Annotated in this window: 18 protein-coding genes; 6 read left to right on the top strand and 12 right to left on the bottom strand. The window is 70.2% G+C overall.

Annotated features, from left to right (window positions below; all coding sequences use genetic code 11):
- Positions 1-161: 161 nt before the first annotated feature.
- Both IQ251_RS11245 and IQ251_RS11240 read right to left on the bottom strand, forming a co-directional pair.
- On the bottom strand, positions 162-365 hold the full coding sequence (locus tag IQ251_RS11245; RefSeq protein ID WP_193928461.1) for a DUF397 domain-containing protein: 204 nt from the start codon (positions 363-365) through the stop codon (positions 162-164).
- The gene (locus IQ251_RS11240) at positions 355-1,203 is read right to left on the bottom strand and encodes a helix-turn-helix domain-containing protein (RefSeq protein WP_193928460.1); all 849 of its coding nucleotides are present in this window, start codon (positions 1,201-1,203) and stop codon (positions 355-357) included. The genes IQ251_RS11245 and IQ251_RS11240 overlap by 11 nt, the downstream gene beginning before the upstream one ends.
- Between IQ251_RS11240 and IQ251_RS11235 the strand changes: the two genes are divergently transcribed.
- The gene (locus tag IQ251_RS11235; RefSeq protein ID WP_228046575.1) at positions 1,202-1,660 is read left to right on the top strand and encodes an HC3 family zinc finger protein; all 459 of its coding nucleotides are present in this window, start codon (positions 1,202-1,204) and stop codon (positions 1,658-1,660) included. The genes IQ251_RS11240 and IQ251_RS11235 overlap by 2 nt on opposite strands.
- Here IQ251_RS11235 and eccCa read toward each other — a convergent pair.
- The gene (eccCa, locus tag IQ251_RS11230; RefSeq protein WP_193928459.1) at positions 1,642-5,739 is read right to left on the bottom strand and encodes a type VII secretion protein EccCa; all 4,098 of its coding nucleotides are present in this window, start codon (positions 5,737-5,739) and stop codon (positions 1,642-1,644) included. The two genes, IQ251_RS11235 and eccCa, sit on opposite strands and share 19 nt — an antisense overlap.
- A gap of 304 nt (positions 5,740-6,043) precedes the next feature.
- Between eccCa and eccD the strand changes: the two genes are divergently transcribed.
- Together eccD and mycP are read left to right on the top strand one after the other, a co-directional pair.
- Positions 6,044-7,489, top strand: a complete 1,446-nt coding sequence (gene eccD / locus IQ251_RS11225) for a type VII secretion integral membrane protein EccD (RefSeq protein ID WP_193928458.1) — start codon at positions 6,044-6,046, stop codon at positions 7,487-7,489.
- Between the two features lie 11 nt (positions 7,490-7,500).
- Positions 7,501-8,898, top strand: a complete 1,398-nt coding sequence (gene mycP / locus IQ251_RS11220) for a type VII secretion-associated serine protease mycosin (RefSeq protein ID WP_193928457.1) — start codon at positions 7,501-7,503, stop codon at positions 8,896-8,898.
- Between the two features lie 402 nt (positions 8,899-9,300).
- Here mycP and eccB read toward each other — a convergent pair whose 3' ends face one another.
- Positions 9,301-10,887, bottom strand: coding sequence for a type VII secretion protein EccB (eccB, locus tag IQ251_RS11215; protein WP_193928456.1), 1,587 nt, complete (start codon positions 10,885-10,887; stop codon positions 9,301-9,303).
- 174 nt (positions 10,888-11,061) lie between these two features.
- Here eccB and eccE point away from each other — a divergent pair, with 174 nt between their 5' ends.
- Together eccE and IQ251_RS11205 are read left to right on the top strand one after the other, a co-directional pair.
- Positions 11,062-12,366 carry a type VII secretion protein EccE gene (gene eccE / locus IQ251_RS11210; RefSeq protein WP_193928455.1) on the top strand — a complete coding sequence of 435 codons (1,305 nt, stop codon included), beginning with the start codon at positions 11,062-11,064 and terminating at the stop codon, positions 12,364-12,366.
- Positions 12,363-13,094: a hypothetical protein gene (locus tag IQ251_RS11205; RefSeq protein ID WP_193928454.1), complete on the top strand. Its 732-nt coding sequence runs from the start codon at positions 12,363-12,365 to the stop codon at positions 13,092-13,094. Before eccE ends, IQ251_RS11205 begins: the two co-directional genes overlap by 4 nt.
- 62 nt (positions 13,095-13,156) lie before the next feature.
- On the opposite strand, the gene truA is transcribed toward IQ251_RS11205, so the two are convergent.
- The 8 genes from truA to infA form a co-directional block, all read right to left on the bottom strand.
- Complete coding sequence (truA, locus tag IQ251_RS11200; RefSeq protein ID WP_370591329.1) at positions 13,157-13,993, bottom strand: tRNA pseudouridine(38-40) synthase TruA; 837 nt, start codon at positions 13,991-13,993, stop codon at positions 13,157-13,159.
- A 62-nt stretch (positions 13,994-14,055) separates the two neighbouring features.
- A complete protein-coding gene (gene rplQ / locus IQ251_RS11195; RefSeq protein ID WP_193928453.1) occupies positions 14,056-14,565 on the bottom strand; it encodes a 50S ribosomal protein L17 in 510 nt (169 codons plus the stop codon).
- Positions 14,566-14,614: 49 nt separating this feature from the next.
- Positions 14,615-15,700 carry a DNA-directed RNA polymerase subunit alpha gene (locus IQ251_RS11190; protein ID WP_193928452.1) on the bottom strand — a complete coding sequence of 362 codons (1,086 nt, stop codon included), beginning with the start codon at positions 15,698-15,700 and terminating at the stop codon, positions 14,615-14,617.
- Positions 15,701-15,836: 136 nt separating this feature from the next.
- Positions 15,837-16,442, bottom strand: a complete 606-nt coding sequence (gene rpsD / locus IQ251_RS11185) for a 30S ribosomal protein S4 (protein WP_193928451.1) — start codon at positions 16,440-16,442, stop codon at positions 15,837-15,839.
- Between the two features lie 26 nt (positions 16,443-16,468).
- Positions 16,469-16,873 (bottom strand): 30S ribosomal protein S11, encoded by a 405-nt coding sequence (gene rpsK, locus IQ251_RS11180; protein ID WP_093414154.1) that lies wholly within the window; start codon positions 16,871-16,873, stop codon positions 16,469-16,471.
- A gap of 25 nt (positions 16,874-16,898) precedes the next feature.
- On the bottom strand, positions 16,899-17,279 hold the full coding sequence (rpsM, locus tag IQ251_RS11175) for a 30S ribosomal protein S13 (protein WP_193928450.1): 381 nt from the start codon (positions 17,277-17,279) through the stop codon (positions 16,899-16,901).
- 160 nt (positions 17,280-17,439) lie between these two features.
- The gene (rpmJ, locus tag IQ251_RS11170; RefSeq protein ID WP_193928449.1) at positions 17,440-17,553 is read right to left on the bottom strand and encodes a 50S ribosomal protein L36; all 114 of its coding nucleotides are present in this window, start codon (positions 17,551-17,553) and stop codon (positions 17,440-17,442) included.
- Positions 17,554-17,605: 52 nt separating this feature from the next.
- Entirely contained in the window at positions 17,606-17,827 is a 222-nt protein-coding gene (gene infA / locus IQ251_RS11165; RefSeq protein ID WP_009948665.1) for a translation initiation factor IF-1, read from the bottom strand.
- Positions 17,828-18,233: 406 nt separating this feature from the next.
- Here infA and IQ251_RS11160 point away from each other — a divergent pair, with 406 nt between their 5' ends.
- Positions 18,234-18,881, top strand: coding sequence for a class I SAM-dependent methyltransferase (locus IQ251_RS11160; RefSeq protein ID WP_370591328.1), 648 nt, complete (start codon positions 18,234-18,236; stop codon positions 18,879-18,881).
- The last annotated feature ends 70 nt before the right edge of the window (positions 18,882-18,951 follow it).

Raw genomic sequence — 18,951 nt, 5'->3', positions numbered from 1 at the left:
GTGGTGCTGCGGGCTCACCAGCAGTCCGGGTCCGGTCGACAGGGGCGGCTACCGCCCGTCCGGTGCGGATTCGCGCCGCAGGCGGGGCGGCGGGATGTCGGCAACGACCGCGGAAGACCACACGTTCGTGTGAACTTCAACGACGGACGCCCCATACCCGGTCACGTCGACATGCCCCGGACGAAGCCGGTCCGCACCGCGGTCAGGAAGCAGGTCCACACCCGCCGGTCGAACTCCAGCACCGCACCGCGCGGGTCCTTCGAATCACGCACCCGGACCGAACCGGCGGCGGAACCGACCTCCACGCAGTTGCCCTGCGGGCCGCTGCGGCCCGGCTTCCTCCACACCAGCGATTCACGGCTCATGGCCGCCATTCTCGTGATACTTCGCGTACCTGTTCAGGATTTCCGCGGATTCCTGCTCGCTCGCACTGGCTCCGTCGACGAGCTCGACCGCCTCGACGAACAGCCGCACGTCCGCCGGATCGTCCAGGAAAGCCCCGGAACTGCGGGCCTCGGTGTACACCAGCGGTCCGGACCGCGGGAAGCCGAAGAGCACGAACGTGCCCGCCAACCCGGCGTGCGCCCCCGCGGCCAGCGGGATGACCCGCAGCTGCACCCGCTCGCCGAACCCCGCTTCGCGCAGCCTGCGCACCTGCGCTGCCATCACCTCAGACCCGCCCACCGGGCGCAGCAGCGCAGCCTCGTCCACGAAGCACCGGTGCACCGGGGCATCGCCGGAGCGGAGGGCGCGCTGCCGGGTCCGCCGCACCGCGAGCATGTCCGCCAGCTCGATCGCACCGACGCCCGCCGATTCCAGGACCGCCCGCGCGTACTCCGGGGTCTGCACCAGGCCGGGAACCAGGTTCAGCGATACCTCGGTGATGCGCACCGCGCGCTGCTCGGCATCGAGCAGATTGGTCAGCTGCGGCGGGAGATCACCGACCAGACCGCTCCACCGCGGGGTGCGGACTTCGGCGGCCAGGCGCAGCATCCGGCCCCGGTCGGGGCCGAAAACCCCCAGCACGTCGAGCAGTTCGGCCACCGCCTCCGGTCGGATACCGCGCTGACCGGTCTCCACTCGGCTGATCCGCGCCTGCGACCAGCCCAGCGCCTCGTGCAGTTCGCGCAACGTGAGACCGGCGGACTTGCGGGCGGCGCGCAATTCCTTCGCCAACGCGCGGGATCGGGGAGTGTCCGGCATGGCACCAGCTTACGAAGCCACCGCGGCGCACCGCTTCTCGCTCATCCGGGGAATTGAAGATCTGCGGATCGGTGGCATCCTCGTACGAACGATCACGGAGGTGGTGATGGGCGAATACCCCGGCTACGTGTGGCGTCCGGTCACCGGAGGGCGGCACGCGTTCGACGCGGACGACCGCCGCCTGCCCCGCGGGCGGACCACCACCGCCTTCTGCGGGGCCGATGTGGACACCGCGGAACTGCACGACCGCACCGAGACCGACTGGATCCGCGAACCCACCTGCGCGCAGTGCTGGCGGATCCTCGCCGACCGCCCGCGCGAACCGCACTGGACCGACGCGCTCCTGCGCAGCCCCCCGCTGAACGGCAACGACCTCCCCCGCGGCACCCGCGAGGGAGGTCGCGCGGCGGGCGGTCGCGCGGACCGCCCGCCCACCGGTCACTCCGGCTGCAGGTAGGCGCTCTGGATCATCTGCGGGCCGCCGCGCAGGCTGCGCGAGACCAGCGTTCCGCGCCCCGGCGGCAGGTGCCGGGACTTGATGTTGCCCACCAGCTGACCGTCGTCCTTGTTCGCGCTCATCGCCAGACCCGGAGCCGAGGACTCCCGCATCTTGCCGATGATCGGCTCGAACATCGCGCGGCTGGCCCCACCGGAGTTGCGGGCCAGGATCACGTGCAGACCGACGTCCGCGGCCTGCGGGATGAAATCGGCCAGCGGCTGCAGCGGGTTGTTGCCCTGCGGAGCCACCAGGTCGTAGTCGTCCGCGATCACGAACAACTCCGGCCCCTTCCACCAGGAGCGGTTCTTCAACTGCTCCTGCGTCACGTCCGGCCCCGGCAGGCGCTTCTTCAGCGCCGCGCACACGTCCTTGACGTTGCCCTTGAGCTGGTCGGCACCGACCGAATACTCCAGCAGATGCCCGGTGTTGAGGAACCCGAGCATCGTGCGCCGGTAGTCGACCAGCAGGATCAGCGCTTCCTTGGGCGTGTAGCGCTCGGTGATGCCGCGCACGATGGTGCGCAGCAGCGCCGTCTTGCCCGACTCCGGCTCGCCGAACGCGTAGAAGTGCGGCTCTCGGGCGAAGTCCAGGTAGACCGGGTGCAACCCGTCCTCGTTGACGCCGACCGGCACCAGCTTCGGCGCGGGCTGCTGTTCCGGACGCGGCAGCTGCTCGTACGGCAGCAGTTCGGGCAGCAGCCGGACCTGCGGCGCAGGACGGCCCTTCCAGGAGCTCTTGACCCGGTTGACCAGGTCGGAGACCCCGTCGGCGAGGTCGTCGTTGTACAGCTCCCAGCCGGCGCGGGCGGGCCTGCGCTCCCGTTCGGCCTGCTCTTCCTCGATACCCACGCGGTCACCGATGTTCTCGCTGTCCACGCGTGGAACCGCGGTCAGGAAGTGCAGTTTCGTGTTGTGCATACCGCGGCCCGGACGTTCCGCCGGGACGGTCACCGCCACCTTGCGGTCGATCTCGGACTCGCTCGGGTCGCCCAGCCGCAACTCCAGCCGGGTGCCGAGCAGGTCCTTCAGCGCCGGCCGGATCTCCGCCCAGCGGGTCGCCGAGACGAACACGTGCACGCCGAACGTCAGGCCGTTGGCGGCCAGGTTGAGCACGTCCTGCTCCAGCGATTCGAACTCCTCGCGGAACGTGCGCCACCCGTCGATGACCAGGAAGACGTCGCCGTAGGGGTCGTCCTCGATCTCCCCGCGCCGCTTGCGGTTGCGGAAATCGGTCATGCCGTCGATGGCCTGCTGCTGGAACCGGGCTTCCCGCTCGGACAGCAGCTGCTTGAGCTCGGCCACCGTGCGGCGCACCGTGTCCGGATCGCGGCGGCCGCCGAACGAACCGACGTGCGGCAGGTTGCGCAGCGCGGCCATCGAACCGCCACCCAGGTCGACGCAGTAGAACTGCACCTCCTCCGGGGTGTGCGTGACCGACATCGCGGTGATCACCGAACGCAGCGCGTTGGACTTGCCCGACTGCGGGCCGCCCACGACCGCACCGTGCCCGGCGCCGCCGCCCAGGTCCAGCATCATCGGGTCCTGGCGCTGGTGGTACGGCACGTCGATGAGCCCGACCGGTACCTGCAGCCTGCCGCTGCCCGCGTACCCGGCGGCCGTGTAACCGCGGTCGTCGGTCTGCTGCAGCGGCGGGAGCAGCGCGTCCAGCGTCGGCGGCGTGTCCAGCGGGGGCAGCCACACCTGGTGCGCAGGCGGGCCTTGGCCGCGGATCTTGTCGATGACGATCTGGAAGTCGGTCGGAGCGAGGTCGTCCTTCTCCTCCTCCTGCTGCTCCGCGGGCTCCTCCTCGACCGGCTGCTCCGGTTCCGGGGGCTTCTCCACGAAGTCCGGGATGAAGTAGCGCGGCATCTTGTCCCCGGTGACCGGTTGCGCCCCGCCCTTGAGCGCCGGTTTGCGCCCGCTGGTCTGGTGCAGGTGGCCGGAGACGAAGGCCGCCCGGAAGCGGTCCATCCCGTTGGGGTGCTTCAGGAATCCGTGCCCGCCCGTGGCCGGCAGGTCACCGGCGTCCGGAACGCCGATCGCCGCGCGGGATTCCGCCGCGTTGAACGTCTTGAGACCGATCCGGTAGGACAGGTGCGAGTCCAGGCCGCGCAGCTTGCCCTCTTCCAGGCGCTGCGAGGCCAGCAGCAGGTGGACCTGCAGCGATCGGCCCAGCCGACCGATCATCACGAACAGCTCGGCGAAGTCCGGCTGCTGCTGCAGCAGCTCGGAGAACTCGTCGATGACCACGAACAGCGCGGGCAGCGGCTCCTGGCAGTTGTCGTCGCCCGCCTCGCCCATCTTGCGGTAGTCCCAGACGTTCTTCGCGCCCGCCTTGTTGAGCACTTCCTGGCGGCGGTTCATCTCACCGGCCAGCGCGTCCTGCATCCGGCCGATCAGCGTGGAGTTGTCCTCCAGGTTGGAGATGCTCGCCGAGACGTGCGGCGCGGGCTCGAAACCGTTGAACGTCGCACCGCCCTTGAAGTCGACCAGCACGAAGTTGAGCATCGACGAGGAGTGCGTGGCCATCAGGCCGAGCACGATGGTGCGCAGGAACTCCGACTTGCCGGAACCGGTCGCACCGATGCACAGCCCGTGCGGGCCCATCCCGCCGGACGCGGTCTCCTTGATGTCCAGGTGCACGATCTCGCCCTGCTCACCCGGGCCGATCGCCACCCGGTACAGGTCGTTGACCGGACGCGCCCGCCAGGCCTCGTTGAGGTCGAACGTCACCACGTCCCCGCCGAGGCCCAACTGCTCCACGTAGTTCAGCGAGGTGGTCAGCGGCTCCTGACCACCCGCTTCCGCCTCGGCCGCCTGGCCGCCCGCGGCGACCCGGTACGGCGAGAGCTGCCGGGCCAGCGACTCGGCCTCCTTCGAGCTGAGCGTGTCCGGCTTGCCGAACCACTCCACCCCGCTGCCGCCGCGGGCGCCGATGCGGTCCGGCTCCACGACCATCCGCATCCCGCGCCGGGCGGTGAGCTGGCCGAGCGAGTCGGACAGATCGAGGATCGTCACCCCGGCCAGGCCGCCCTCGATGTAGAGCTGCTCCTCGCGGGTGATCTCCGCGTCATCGACGAGGATGACGACGTGCGGCTGGCCCTCCGGCGGCGCCGAGTTGCGCTGGAACCGCTGCCGCTCGGCGAACTCCTCGGCCAGCATCTCCTCGACACCGCGCAGCGAGCCGCTCATCAGCCGCATCGGGCCGATGCCGTCGGTGTGCTCGGGGTGCTGGGCGTGCGGCAGCCACTTGACCCATTCCCACTCGGTGCGGGCGCGGCCGCTGCTGGCCACCGCGATGAGCACGTCGTCCGGGGTGTGGAACGTCGCCAGCTGGGCCAGCATCGCCCGCGCCAAACCCCGGGTCAGTTCGCGCTCGCCCTGCAGCCCGACCGCGGCGAACCCGCGCAGCGAGGTGGCGATGGGCAGCTCCGGCACCAGCGAGTGCGCCCGCACGAACCGGCGCAGCGCCAGGGTCGTGATCGGCTCCAACTCGTCGACCGGGCCGGTCTGCGGCGGCACCAGGCGGGTCTCCAACCGCTGCGAACCGCGGCCGACCCGGACCTGGCAGAAGTCGTTGTCGTTCGGCCTGCGCTCCCACATCCGACGGCTGCGCGCGGCCAGCGACCACAGCGTCTGCGGATCGGGGTGCACCCACTCGCGGGCCAGCCGCTGCTCGTCGGCGGCCTCCCGGGCCCGATCCCGCATCTGCCCGAGGTACCGCAGGTAGTCCTTGCGGTCCTCGTTCATCTCGGCCTTCTTCTGCCCGCCCTCCTTGCCGCCGCCGGCCATCATCCCCACGGTCGAGACGAGCATCATCATCGGCATCATCAGCATCATGGGGTTGTTGGCCGCCCGCTGGAGCATGAAGACCATCATGCCCAGCGACGCGACGATCATGATGCCCGGAAGGATCTTCTGGACGACGTTGCCCGGGATCGTTCGCGGAATCTCCGGCGGTGGTTCGAGGTGCACCTCCCCGCCCGGCGGCTTGGGAGCGGCCAGGCGTGGCGTGCGCTTGAACTGCAGCGTGCTCACCGGACGCAGCAACCTTTCCGTGTCAAACGTGCTCTCGAAGGCCACGGCCAGCATCCGTACTGCCCGCGACACCGCCGACAGCGGGGTCCAGCCCCGGCCGGGACCAGCCGGCGTGACCAATCGGATACGAAAGTAGTTGCCACGAGTTGGCCCAAACCAGTCACCCGTCGACGGTCGGTGTGGCCATACTAGGGGCGCTCTGGCGACCGCCGGGCCGGTTTCGGCAGAAAAACCGTTCTTGGTTGGATCGAGCCAGCGCGATAACCGAATGCAAGGCAAACGAGCAAGGGAGTAGGGGGCCCAAGTGGCGACCGGGACCACGGTGTTCAGCCGCGTGACGGTGGTGGCGCCGACAACTCGCATCGACCTGGCGCTTCCCGCGGACGTGTCGGTAGCGGACCTGCTGCCGATGCTGCTGGACATGGCACGCGAGATCACCCCCGACGGCGGCTCGCGCCACGGCGGCTGGTGCTTGGCCAAGCTCGGGGAGAGCCAACCCCTCGACCCCGGTCAGACGCTGGCTTCGCAGGGCATCGTCGACGGCGACATGTTGCAGCTGCGGCGCAGGTCGGACGATCCGCCACCCCCGCTGTACGACGACGTGGTCGACGCGCTCGCCGAAGCGGAACCCGGCAGCTACCGCCCGTGGACCAAGGAGACCGCGGCGCGGGTCGGGCACACCGCGGGCGCGCTGGGCATGATCGCCGCCGCGGTGGCGCTGGGCATCGCAGGGCCCGCCGGGCTGCTGCACCCGACGATGGACAGCATGGCCAAGATCGCCTACCAGGTCGTGGCCGCCGCGGTGGCGTTCCTGGCGGCGCTGCTGGCCGTCGGCGTGGGATCCGTGGTCACCCGCGCCTACGCGGCGTCCACCACCGGCACGGTCATCGCGGCGGCGGGCGGTCTGCCGATGGCCTTCGTGGCCGGGTTCAACGCGGTGCCCGGCTCCTCGCTGGAACCGCGGCTGCTGTTCGCCTGCGCCCTGGTGCTCATCTGCGCCGCGGTGTCCATCATGGTCATCGGCGCCGGGATCATCACGTTCATCGCGGCCGCCACGGCGGGCGCGTTCGGCACGGCCTCCTTCCTGATCGCCACGCTGATCCCGGACACCGCGGTGAACTCCGGGATCGCAGCCGGCGCCGCGGCCGTCGGGCTCGCGGGCATCTCGCTGCTGCCGCGCATCACCATTCAGCTCGCCAAGCTCCCGCTCCCGCACGTGCCCGGCAGCGCCGAGGACCTCAAGGAGGACTCCGGCTTCCCGGACTACCGGATGATCGAGCGGCAGACCGGGCTCGCGCACCAGTACATGACCGGTCTGATCGTGGGCTGCGGGATCGTCGCCGCGCTCGGCGCGGTGCTGTCCGCACTGGACGGGACCATCTGGGGCGTGCTGTTCGCCGTGGTCGTGGCGGCCGTGCTGCTGCTGCGCGGGCGCAACTACGCCAACGGCAGCCAGGCACTCGCGCTGCTGTTCAGCGGTCTGCTCGCGGCCCTGGGCTGCACGGTCGGGCTGCTGGTGCAGATCGGTCAGCAGCCGCTCGCGGTGGCCTGGTCGTTCCCGCCGCTGCTGCTGCTCGGCGTGTTGGCCGTCGTGTTCGGCGTGGTCTTCCCGAACCGCCGGTTCTCGCCGGTGCAGCGCCGCACGGTGGACATCCTGGAGGCCGTGCTGATCGCCTTGGTGCTGCCGCTGGCACTGGCCGTCATGGACGCCTACATGGCCGTCCGCGACCTCAACCTCAACCTCTTCTGAGGGGCATCGAGATGGGCTTCACCTTCCGGCGCGGCACGCGTGCGCTCGCGCTGTCGGCCGCCGCGGGCACGCTGCTGCTGGTCGGTCCGGCACTGCCCGCGACGGCGCAGACCTCCGACGAGCCCCCGCCGCTCAACCCCGCCGAGCGCACCGGGGACGGACCGCTCGGGCCGATCCCGTACCCGCAGCAGCAGGGCTGCATGCGCGGCAGTCCGGGCGGTTCGGTCGAGGAGAAGTCCTGGGCGCAGCGCGTGCTCGGTTTCGAGCGCGCGCACGAGCAGGGACTGACCGGCAGCGGCACGAAGGTCGCGGTCATCGACACCGGTGTGAACGAGCACCCGCTGCTGCCGCGGGTGCAGGACGGCAGCTCCAGCGTGCCCAAGGGCGGGGCGCTGGAGGACTGCGACGGGCACGGCACCATCGTCGCCGGCATCATCGGCGCGCAGCAGGACAGCACCAGCGGCAACATCGGCATCGCGCCGGACACCGAAATCCTGTCCATCCGGCAGTCGTCGAGCCTGTTCGTCGACGAGGAGACCAACCAGCCCATCGGCAACACGCAGACGATGGCGCAATCCATCAACCGCGCCGTCACCATGGGCGCCGATGTGGTCAACATCTCCCAGTCGTCCTGCCAGGAGATCGCCCGCGCGTCCAACCCGGCCGACAGCGGCAACCAGCAACTGCACAACGCGGTCCGCGACGCCCACGAACAGGGCGTGGTGGTGGTCGCCGCGGCGGGCAACACCGAGGACGCCTGCCAGCAGAACGCAGCAGGCAGCCCGTCGACCGCGGTGCTGCCCGCCTGGTTCGACGACTACGTGCTGACCGTGGCCGCCACCAACGAGAAGGGCGCCCCCTCGGAATTCAGCGTCGCCGGCCCGTGGGTGGACGTCGCAGCACCCGGGGAGAACCTCACCACGGTCGATCCCGGTTCCGGCGGAACCGGATTGGCCACCCAGATCGCCACCGGTGAGCAGGGCGAGATGAGCCCGATCCAGGGCACGAGTTTCGCCGCGCCCTACGTGTCCGGGCTGGCCGCGCTGATCAAGCAGAAGGCGGAGCGGGACGGTGCGCCGCTGGACGCCGAGCAGATCATGGAACGGATCAAGAAGACCTCGCTGCCTCCCGGGGGCATCAACGGTGAGAACAACGTCGTCGGTGCCGGGATGATCGACCCGGAGGCCGCGCTCGGCGACGTGGTGCCGGCCGAGCACGGTGTGGCCGAGGCGCCGCCGCAGCCCAAACCGCTGCGCGCGGACGTGATCCCGCAGCCGGACTACCCGGCGCTGATCGTGGCCATCGGCGGCACCGGCGCCGGGATCGCGGCGATCGTGTTCATCGCGTTCCTGGTCAACGCGATGCGCAACATCCGGCGTCGAGCCGCCGGCGGCGGTTCGGACTCCTGACCCGGAGCACAGGCGCGACAAAGGCCCCTCACTTCCCGGATTCCCGGTAAGGAGGGGCCTTTTCGCGGCTCGGGGCACCGAACGGATCGGCGGGTGCCGGGGTTGGCTCGGAGGGATCGACCGGACCCGGGGGCGCTGGTCCGGGATCGAGCGCCGACTCCGTCCTGACGCTGCTCCGACCGCGAACACCGGTCCCGTCCCGGGGCAGCCCTCCCCGCGCACCGAACCGGCCCGGGCGCCGGGCGATCCGACACCGACCCCGCACCCGGCACACGAACGCACCCGCAGAAATGCGAAACCGCCCGCAACGGCAGTGCGCTGCGGGCGGTTTCGGTCCTCGGACGTCAAGGGGCACCGACCGGGTCGCGGATCCCCGGGCCACTCCCGGGGATCCGCACCGGATCAGGCGCCGGCCTGCTGCTGGCCCTGCTGGTCCTGGCCCTGCCCGGACTGCTGGTTCGTCCCGCCCGGTCCGACCGGCACGGAGTCGTAGCTCAGCCCGGCTTCCGCCGGATCCAGGAAGTCACCGCGCGGCAGCGCCCTGGTCAGCCAGGACGGGCCCGCGGTCGCGCCGCCCGGACCATTGACCACGCCGAGGCCCTGCGCAGTGGCGATGTCCTTGATGCCGTACTGCACGCCCTGGTCCGAGACCAGGAACAGCGGACCGCTGTCCGCACCCGCCTCGTTGGAGGCGCCGCGGACCACGGCCGCCTTGCCCGCCGGCATGTAGAACCGGTCGACCTCCGGCCCGGAACCGTCGGCCTGCGCCAGCTCGACCGGGGCCTTGTTCGCCGGGTCCCCCTTGTTCAGGGTGACGGTGATGTTCTGGTCGCCGTCGACGTTCTTCCAGCTCAGGCAGGACGTCGCCGATTGCTGGAAACTCACCGGCTGCGGGACGGCCATCGGGAAGGTGTCCAGCTCCAGCTGCTGGGCTTCCGGGGCCTCCGGGGCCTCGGTGACCGCACCCGTCGCATTGGGCACTTCCCGGCTGCTGTACTTGTCCGCGTGCAGCACGGCGGCCGCGCCCTCGCTGATCTTCTGCTTGCCGCTCTGCAGCAGCAGGAAGAACTCGTCCGGCTGGCCGGGAACCGAACGCTTCACCACATCGCCGACCTGCTGTCCGTTCAGGTAGTCCGCGGGCTGGTCGTCCCCGTCGACCGCCGGCACCTGCAGGTCCGGCACCGACGGGACCGCGTTGAGCATGTTCGTGCTGACGGTGCGCGGAGTCGCCCCGTTGAGCCCGAAGATGTCCTGCACGGTCGTCTCGGTCTCGTCCACCTTGGCCTTGACCGCGTGCGTGTTGCTGCGTCCGGGGAGGTCCTGCACCCGGTAGACCAGGTAGCGGTCCCCGGAGGTCGCGTCCTCCACGTACAGCGACTGGTCGGGCCGAATCTCCGCCCCGTGGTCGGGGTCTCCGCCGATGACCGTGGTCTGCACGTCCGTGGCCTGTTCGATCCGGGACTCGTTGAGGCTGTCCTGGACCTGGCCGACATCGCAGATCGCCCAGAACGGGCGCGCCGCGTCACCGGCCTCCGGCAAGTAGGTGGGTGCGTTGACCATGCCGGTCAGCGCACCGCGCGGGTATTCGCCCAGTGCCGCCTCCTTGACGGTGGTCGGTTCCACCGCGCCACCGCCCTGACCGCCGCCCTGCGCCATCACCAGCAGCTTCGCCGAGGCCATGTTCATCATCGGAATCAGCCGCTTGTCGGCCTCCTCATCGGAGGTGACGACGAAAACGCTGCCGCTCTCCTTCGCGATGACGATCGACCCCGGGTCCGGAACCGAACCCTTGCCGCCGAACAAGCCCCACACCAGGAAACCGATCATCCCGATGCACGCGACGAGAACACCGGCCACCGTTGCGCGCTTGTGCGAGCCCATCGGGTCGTGCAGCATCACCGCGTCCTTGCGGACCAACGCCGACTCCATGCGGCGGAGCACGAACCGGTATGCCTGGACCTGTGACTTCGTTGTGGGTGTTGATGCCATTCTTCGCCTACAGCTCTCCCGTCCGAGGTACCGTTTCGCAGGATAGCCGCAGAGAGATGCCGAATGGGTGCGGTTCGGCCGAGTCCATCAGTATTCTCATCGCGCGGTTGCTCGCCAGACACCTGCTCGCGAGCCGTGTGCCGCACCTACCAGCGAGGGGGAGAGACCGAACGGATGTCCGTGACCACGCAACATCCGGCCCAGCCGCAAGCTTCCGAGCCGACCGCTGCGCCCAGCAGCAGGATCCGCGCGCGCAGGCGGCGCCTCAACGGCGTCACCCTGTTCGGGATTCCGGCCGCCAACCTCGTGCTCATCGAGGTAGGCCTGGCCATCGGGCTGATCATCGTCATCGTGGAACCGACGCTGTGGCCGGTTTCGATCGGGGTCGCGGCCTTCGTGCTGCTCATCGCCCTGCTGCGCCGCCGCGGACGCTGGTTCACCCAGTGGTTCGGACTGGTGCTGGAGTACCGGACCCGCAGCCACACCCGGGTTTCCACCCCGGCCGACCTCGATGCGCTCGAACCCGCCGAGGACAAGGACGGGGACGGCATCATCGGCCCGGAGGAGAACCACCGCGTCGCGCTGCTGCGCCTGGTGGTCCCGGACCTGGTCATCGCCCGGACCCAGGACCACGACCGCAATCCGGTGGGCATGGCCTGGCACAAGGGCAAATGGACCGCCGTGCTCATGGTGGAGCCGACGCCGTCGCTGCTGAACCCGGTCGGCGGGGCGCCGAACCTGCCGCTGGGGGTGCTCACGCCCTGCCTGGAAGACCGCGGGGTGGTGCTGGACGCCATCCAGGTCATCTGGCACTGCTACCCGGGGAGCGCTGCGCTGCCGTCCAACTCGCCGGCGCTGAACTCCTACCTGGAGGTGCTCGGCCCGCTGCCCGCCGCCGCGCGCCGCACCACCTGGGTCGCGGTCCGGCTGGACCCGCAGCGCTGCGCGAAAGCGATCGGCGAGCGCGGTGGCGGGATCGTCGGCGCCCAGCGCGCACTGCTCGGGGCGACCTCGCGAGTGCGCAACGCCCTGGAGCGGCAGAACATCCCGGCCCGCCCGCTGGACCCGGACGAGCTGTTGCAGGCGGGGATCTCCTCCGCCGAGCTGCACACCTCGATCGGTTCGCAGCGCCCGGTCGGCCTCAAGGAGCGCTGGGACGGGGTGACCGCGGGCGGAGTCGGGCACTCCAGCTACGCGATCACCGGCTGGCCGAACCAGATGAGCAACAGCCTCGACGCGCTCACCGGGATCCGCGCGCTGTCCACGAGCATCGCGCTGTCCATCTCACCGGCCGGCGAGGAGAACGAGGTGGGCCTGCGTGGGCTGGTGCGGGTCAGCGCGCGCACCCCGGACGAACTCGACAACGCGGACGGCCGGCTGCAGACCCTCAGCAACCGCGTGGGAGTGACCCTCACCCCGCTGCGCGGACTGCAGCTGGACGGGTACGCCGCGACGCTGCCGCTCGGAGGTGCGGCATGAGCCGAAGCAGAACGATCGACGTCCCCGGCAACCAGGGCGCGGCACCGGAATTCCTGGTTCCGCCGGAAACCCTGGACGCGGTGAGCCCGTCCGGCGACCGCGGCGGCATGATCATCGGTTCCGGGCCGCAGAACGAGCCACTGGCCGCCTCGGTGCTGCGCCCGGAGCCGACCAGGATGGCCACGGTCGGCGGCCTCTACCTCGCGCGCCAGATCGCGCTGCGCGCCATGGCCACCGGCGCCTGGGTGATCGTGGCCACCGGACGCCCCGGGGCGTGGAAGATGCTGGAACGCGCCGCCGGGCAAACACCGGACGGAAAACCGGTGCCGCTGTGCCAGATCCGCAAGCTCACCCCGTTCGAGCTGCCGCGGTCCACTGAGGACACACCGCTGCTGCTCATCCACGACGGCGGTGCGGTGCCGCAGGAGCTGTTCCCGCCGCGGGCCCCGTGGCAGACCACCATGTACGTGCTGCCCTACCTGCACCCGCAGGTCAGCAGCGGCACCACCGCCAACACGGCGGACATGGTCCTGCTGCAGCGCCTACCGCTCAACCAGGCCCAGCTGGCGGGCCGGATCTGGTCGCTGCACCCGCAACAGGTGCACCAGCTCACGCAGCTCAACGACACCGAGATGATCGCGCTCGGCAACATGATGTGGACCCGGGTGCGCCTGGTGACCCGGGACAAGGAGCAGGAGATCCTCGGCCCGGTCCGCCGCGGCGACTGAGCACGCGCTCCAGCGGAGGAGCCCCGGCCCGCGGGTCGGGGCTCTTCTGCTGCCGGGCGGCGTCACTCCAGCGAGCGCAGTGCCCTGGCCTGCTCGGCCCGGGCGGCCAACGCGGCATCGTCCGGGTAGTCGACCCCGGCCAGCGTCAGACCGTGCGCTGGGGCCACCGCACTGGTGCGCTCCCCGCCGCGCAGCAGCTCGCCGGGCCAGCCGCTCGGCCGCCGGCCGTCGCCGACCATGAGCAGCGTGCCCACCAGGCTGCGCACCATCGAATGGCAGAACGCGTCCGCCGTGACGTGCGCGACGACCAGGTGCTCGGCCACCCGCTCCCAGCGGAAGTCCTGCAGCTCGCGCACCGTGGTGGCGCCCGGACGTGGTTTGCAGTAGGCCGCGAAATCGTTGAGCCCCAGCAGTTCCCGCGCACCGTCGTTGAGCGCGGCCACGTCCACCGGGCGGTTCCAGCCCAGCGTGTCGTGCCTGCGCAGCGGATCCGCGCCCCAGGGCGCGTCGGAGACCTGGTAGCGGTAGTGCCTGCGCAGCGCGGAGAACCGGGCGTCGAAGGCGTCCGGCACCACGCGGGCGCCCAGCACCCGCACGTCCGGCGGGAGCAGCCGGTTCCACCGGTGCCGCATGCGGCTCAGGTCGGGAATGCCGTGCTCGTCCAGCGCGAACCGGGTGCGGTCGGCCTCGTCCAGCGGCACGACATCGGCGTGCACCACCTGGCCACCCGCGTGCACCCCGGCATCCGTCCGGCCGGCGACCACGACCGATCCCGGCACCCGGCGGCCGGGTGGTTGCTTGGCGAGCGCGTCCTCGACCAGCCCCTGCACCGTGCGCAGGCCCGGCTGCCGGGCCCACCCCGAGAAACCGGCACCGTCGTAGGCGAGGTCGATGCGCACACGAACGAGCCCGCCGTCCCCGGCGGGGGCGGCGGGCTCGTTCGGGATGTCACCGGAGCGAATCAGGACTCGTCCTTCTTCTCCTCGGTGGTCTCCTCGGCCGGGGTCTCGGCGGCGTCCGCCGACTCGTCCGCGGCCGGTGCGGCCTCCTCGGCCTTCGGCTCGTCCTTGGCGAACTTCGTGCCGCGGGCGGCCTCGGCCTCGGCGGTGGCGGTCTTCTCGGTCACCAACGAGATGACGGCCATCTTCGCGTTGTCACCCTTGCGCGGCATCGTCTTGATGACGCGGGTGTACCCGCCGTTGCGGTCGGCGAAGAACGGACCGATCTCGGCGAACAGCTTGTGCACGACATCCTTGTCGCGGATGGTCTTCATGACCTCGCGACGGTTGTGCAGGTCGCCCTTCTTCGCCTTGGTGATCAGTCGCTCGGCGATCGGCCGCAGCCGTTTCGCCTTCGCCTCGGTCGTGGTGATCCGCCCGTGCTCGAACAGCGAGGTGGCCAGGTTGGCCAGCATCAGCCGCTCGTGCGACGGCGATCCGCCGAGACGCGGACCCTTCGTCGGGGTGGGCATCGGTTGCTCCTCTCGGGCGCGCGCCGGTGACCCCGGACGCGCAACACAGCTACAGCTGCTCTGTCTCCGCGTAGTCCTGACCGTCGTCGTAGCCGGCGTCCTCGACGGGGCCGACCGCACCGATGGGCTCGTCGTCCTCATCGGCGGACCAGCCCTCGGCGGGGTACTCGGCCGCAGCAGCGGACGGGTCGAACCCGGGCGGGCTGTCCTTGAGCGCGAGCCCCAGGCCCGCCAGCTTCATCTTGACCTCGTCGATGGACTTCGCACCGAAGTTGCGGATGTCCAGCAGGTCGGCCTCGCTGCGCGAGACCAGTTCACCGACGGTGTGGATGCCTTCCCGCTTGAGGCAGTTGTAGGAGCGCACCGTCAGGTCGAGGTCCTCGATCGGCATCGCGTAGGCCGCGATGGTGTCCGCCTCCGCCGGAGACGGCCCGATCTCGATGCCCTCGGCGTCGATGTTGAGCTCGCGCGCGAGCCCGAACAGCTCCACGAGGGTGCGACCGGCCGACGCCACCGCATCGCGCGGGGTGATCGACGGCTTGGTCTCCACGTCGAGGATCAGCTTGTCGAAGTCCGTGCGCTGCTCGACGCGGGTCGCCTCGACCTTGTAGGTCACCTTCAGCACCGGCGAGTAGATCGAGTCCACCGGGATGCGGCCGATCTCGGCGCCGGTCTGCTTGTTCTGCATCGCGGGGACGTAGCCACGACCACGCTCGACGACGAGCTCGATCTCCAGCTTGCCCTTCGCGTTCAGCGTGGCGATGTGCAGATCCGGGTTGTGCACCGTGACACCGGCCGGGGGCACGATGTCGGCTGCGGTGACCTCACCCGGGCCCTGCTTGCGCAGGTACATCGTCACCGGCTCGTCCTCTTCGGAACTGACGACCAGTTCCTTGATGTTCAGGATGACGTCGGTGACGTCCTCCTTCACACCCGGGATCGTGGTGAACTCGTGCAGCACACCGTCGATGCGCAGGCTGGTGACCGCCGCTCCCGGAATCGAGGAGAGCAGCGTGCGACGCAGCGAGTTGCCGAGGGTGTAGCCGAAGCCGGGCTCCAGCGGTTCGATGACGAACCGGGAGCGGGTCTCCGAGACTGCCTCCTCGGACAGCGAGGGTCGCTGGGAGATGAGCATTTCGGTTTCCTTTCCTCACGACGCCCGCTATTTGACGCCGATGGGATGCGGTGCCCGCCCAGGGCGGGCCGGTGGCGGCTTCCTGCACCGCCGACCGCGGCGCGCGCCGGCGGTGCGGGACCGCCGGCGCCACGCGTCACTTCGAGTAGAGCTCGACGATGAGCTGCTCGGTGACCGGGGTATCGATCTGCGCCCGCTCCGGGAGCTGGTGCACCAGGATGCGGAGGCTGGACGGGACGACCTGCAGCCAGCCCGGAACCGGCCGCTCGCCGAGGGTCTCCTTGGCGATGACGAACGGGGTGCTGGCCTGGGACTTCGGCTTGACGTCGATGATGTCCCACTTCGAGACCTGGAAGCTGGGGACGTTCACCCGCTTGCCGTTGACCACGAAGTGGCCGTGGCTGACCAGCTGCCGCGCCATGCGGCGGGTGCGGGCCAGGCCGGAGCGGTACACGACGTTGTCCAGCCGGGACTCCAGCAGCTGCAGCAGGTTGTCACCCGTCTTGCCGGGGCGCCGGTTGGCCGTCTCGTAGTACGAGCGGAACTGGCGCTCCAGCACACCGTAGGTGTACTTCGCCTTCTGCTTCTCCTGGAGCTGCTGCAGGTACTCGGTCTCCTTGATCCGCGCGCGGCCGTGCTGGCCCGGCGGGTAAGGACGACGCTCGAACGCCTGGTCACCACCGATGAGGTCGACCTTGAGGCGACGGGACTTGCGAGTCGCGGGGCCGGTGTAACGAGCCATTTCTTCTTACTCTCCCTTCCCGCGGCTCAGACCCGACGGCGCTTCGGCGGGCGGCAGCCGTTGTGCGGCTGCGGGGTGACGTCCTGGATGGTGCCGACCTCCAGGCCGGCGGCCTGCAGCGAGCGGATCGCCGTCTCGCGGCCCGAGCCCGGGCCCTTCACGAAGACGTCGACCTTCTTCATGCCGTGCTCGGCGGCCTTGCGGGCGGCGTTCTCCGCAGCCATCTGCGCGGCGAACGGGGTGGACTTGCGCGAGCCCTTGAACCCGACGTGCCCGGCGGACGCCCAGCTGATCACCGCACCGGTCGGGTCGGTGATCGAAACGATGGTGTTGTTGAACGTGCTCTTGATGTGGGCTTGCCCGTGAGCAACGTTCTTCTTCTCCTTGCGCCGGACCTTCTTGACGGCCCCGGCGCGAGCCTTGGGTGGCATAGCTGTGTTGGTCTCCTAGCGAGGCTTACTTCTTCCCGGCCTTCTTCTTGCCGGCGACCGTCTTCTTCGGCCCCTTGCGGGTACGGGCGTTGGTCTTGGTCCGCTGCCCGTGCAACGGCAGGTGACGGCGGTGCCGCCAGCCCTGGTAGCAGCCGATCTCGATCTTCCGGCGAATGTCGGCCTGGACCTCGCGGCGGAGGTCGCCCTCGACCCGGTAGTTGTCCTCGATGTGATCGCGCAGCTTGGTCAGCTGGTCGTCGTCGAGGTCCTTCGGGCGGACGTCGAGAGAGATCCCGGTCTGGTTCAGGATCTCCTTCGAACGGGTACGGCCGATGCCGTAGATGTACGTGAGCGCGATCTCCATGCGCTTGTCGCGCGGGAGGTCGACTCCGGCGAGCCGAGCCATGCGGCCCCCTTCTCCTTCTCTGTGGCCAGGTCTTCTCCTCCACCGTCCCCGCACTCGGGTGCGGAGCCCCGGCCTGGTCCGGGGGTCAACCGGCTCATCTCCCGAGCCGGCAGGTTGGGGGAGTTCTACTGTTCGTCGGCGATGCCCTGCGGGCCCGCGATCAACCCTGGCGCTGCTTGTGGCGCTTGTTGTCGCAGATGACCAGCACCCGGCCGTGGCGGCGGATGATCTGGCAGTTGTCGCAGATTCGCTTCACACTCGGCTGGACCTTCACGGTCGTGCTCTCCTGCTCGGACGCGTGTCCGGTCTCCCGGACACCGTGGAGGTCACTTGTAGCGGTAGACGATGCGCCCACGGGAAAGGTCGTATGGCGAGAGTTCCACCACAACCCGGTCCTCGGGCAGGATGCGGATGTAGTGCTGACGCATCTTGCCACTGATATGTGCGAGGACCTTGTGGCCGTTCTCCAACTCGACACGAAACATCGCGTTGGGGAGCGGTTCGATCACCCGACCCTCGACCTCAATGGCCCCGTCCTTCTTGCCCATGTCCTCCGCGTTTCGTGACGGTGACGGTTTTCGGACAAAGTCCCGCTGCGACCTCCGGAGGCCCCGGCAGCCGCAGCGAGCACACTCCCGACCCCGATTCGAAATGCGGATTGGCTATCCTCGACAAGGCAGCCAGGCGCGACGAACCGGCGCCACGAGTGCGCCGAGGCTCCATGCTACTCGCCGCCGTTGCGGCCCTCCACAACGGGGCAGGTCATCGGCGCTGCGCACACAGCGGCGGCGGGTACCGGCAGCCGGAGTGCTGCGCGCTACCTTGCGCGGGTCATCGCAACCTCATTAGTTTCGATCAAGTGCTCGACGCCCGGCGGCAGCCGGCGAAGGCCAGCGAGCGAGGAGAGCCGTGCAACCCCAGCCCGACCAGCGCGTACCGACCCCCGTACGCGCGGTGACCCGGATCACGCGCGGCACCGCGGGCAAGCTCGCCGAGTACCGCACCTTCCTCGGCACGGCCGTGCGCCACCCCCGGATGATCGGCGCCGCCACCCCCACCACCGCGGCTACCGCGGCCACCGTCGCCCAGGTCGTGCCCACGACCGGTCGGCCGGTGGTGGTCGAGCTCGGCCCCGGGACCGGATCGCTGAGCAACGGCATCGCCCGCAGGCTCCCGGAGGGCGCCCGGCACATCGGTATCGAGCTCAGCCGCGAGCTCGCCGAGCATCTGCGCAGCAGCAAGCCGTGGATGCACGTCGCCCAGGGCGATGCCGGCGATCTACGCGCGCTGCTGGACGGCATGGGCGTGGACCGGGCGGACGCCGTCATCAGCAGCATCCCCTGGTCCCTGCTGTCCGGGGCCGACCAGGAGCACATCCTCGAACAGGTGACCGCTTCGCTGCGCCCGCACGGCGCATTCACCGCGCTGACCTACGTCCCGGCGGGACGCACCAGCGGCGGCAGGCAGTTCCGCAGCAGGCTCGGCTCGACCTTCGACGAGGTCGTCACGCACACCACGTGGCGCAGCTTCCCGCCGATCCTGCACTACATCTGCCGCCGCCCACTGCACCGGCCCGCCCAGGGCGCGCGCACCGCATCCTGACTCCGCCCCAGCGGCGCCTCGGCCGCTGCACGCACCGACGTGCGGAACGAAACCGGCGAACCGCCGCACG

Origin of the sequence: Saccharopolyspora montiporae, assembly GCF_015209505.1 — a bacterium.
Taxonomy (GTDB): domain Bacteria; phylum Actinomycetota; class Actinomycetes; order Mycobacteriales; family Pseudonocardiaceae; genus Saccharopolyspora; species Saccharopolyspora montiporae.
The sequence above is the reverse complement of the archived record's forward strand: the minus strand, read 5'-3'. Positions and strand labels throughout refer to the sequence as shown.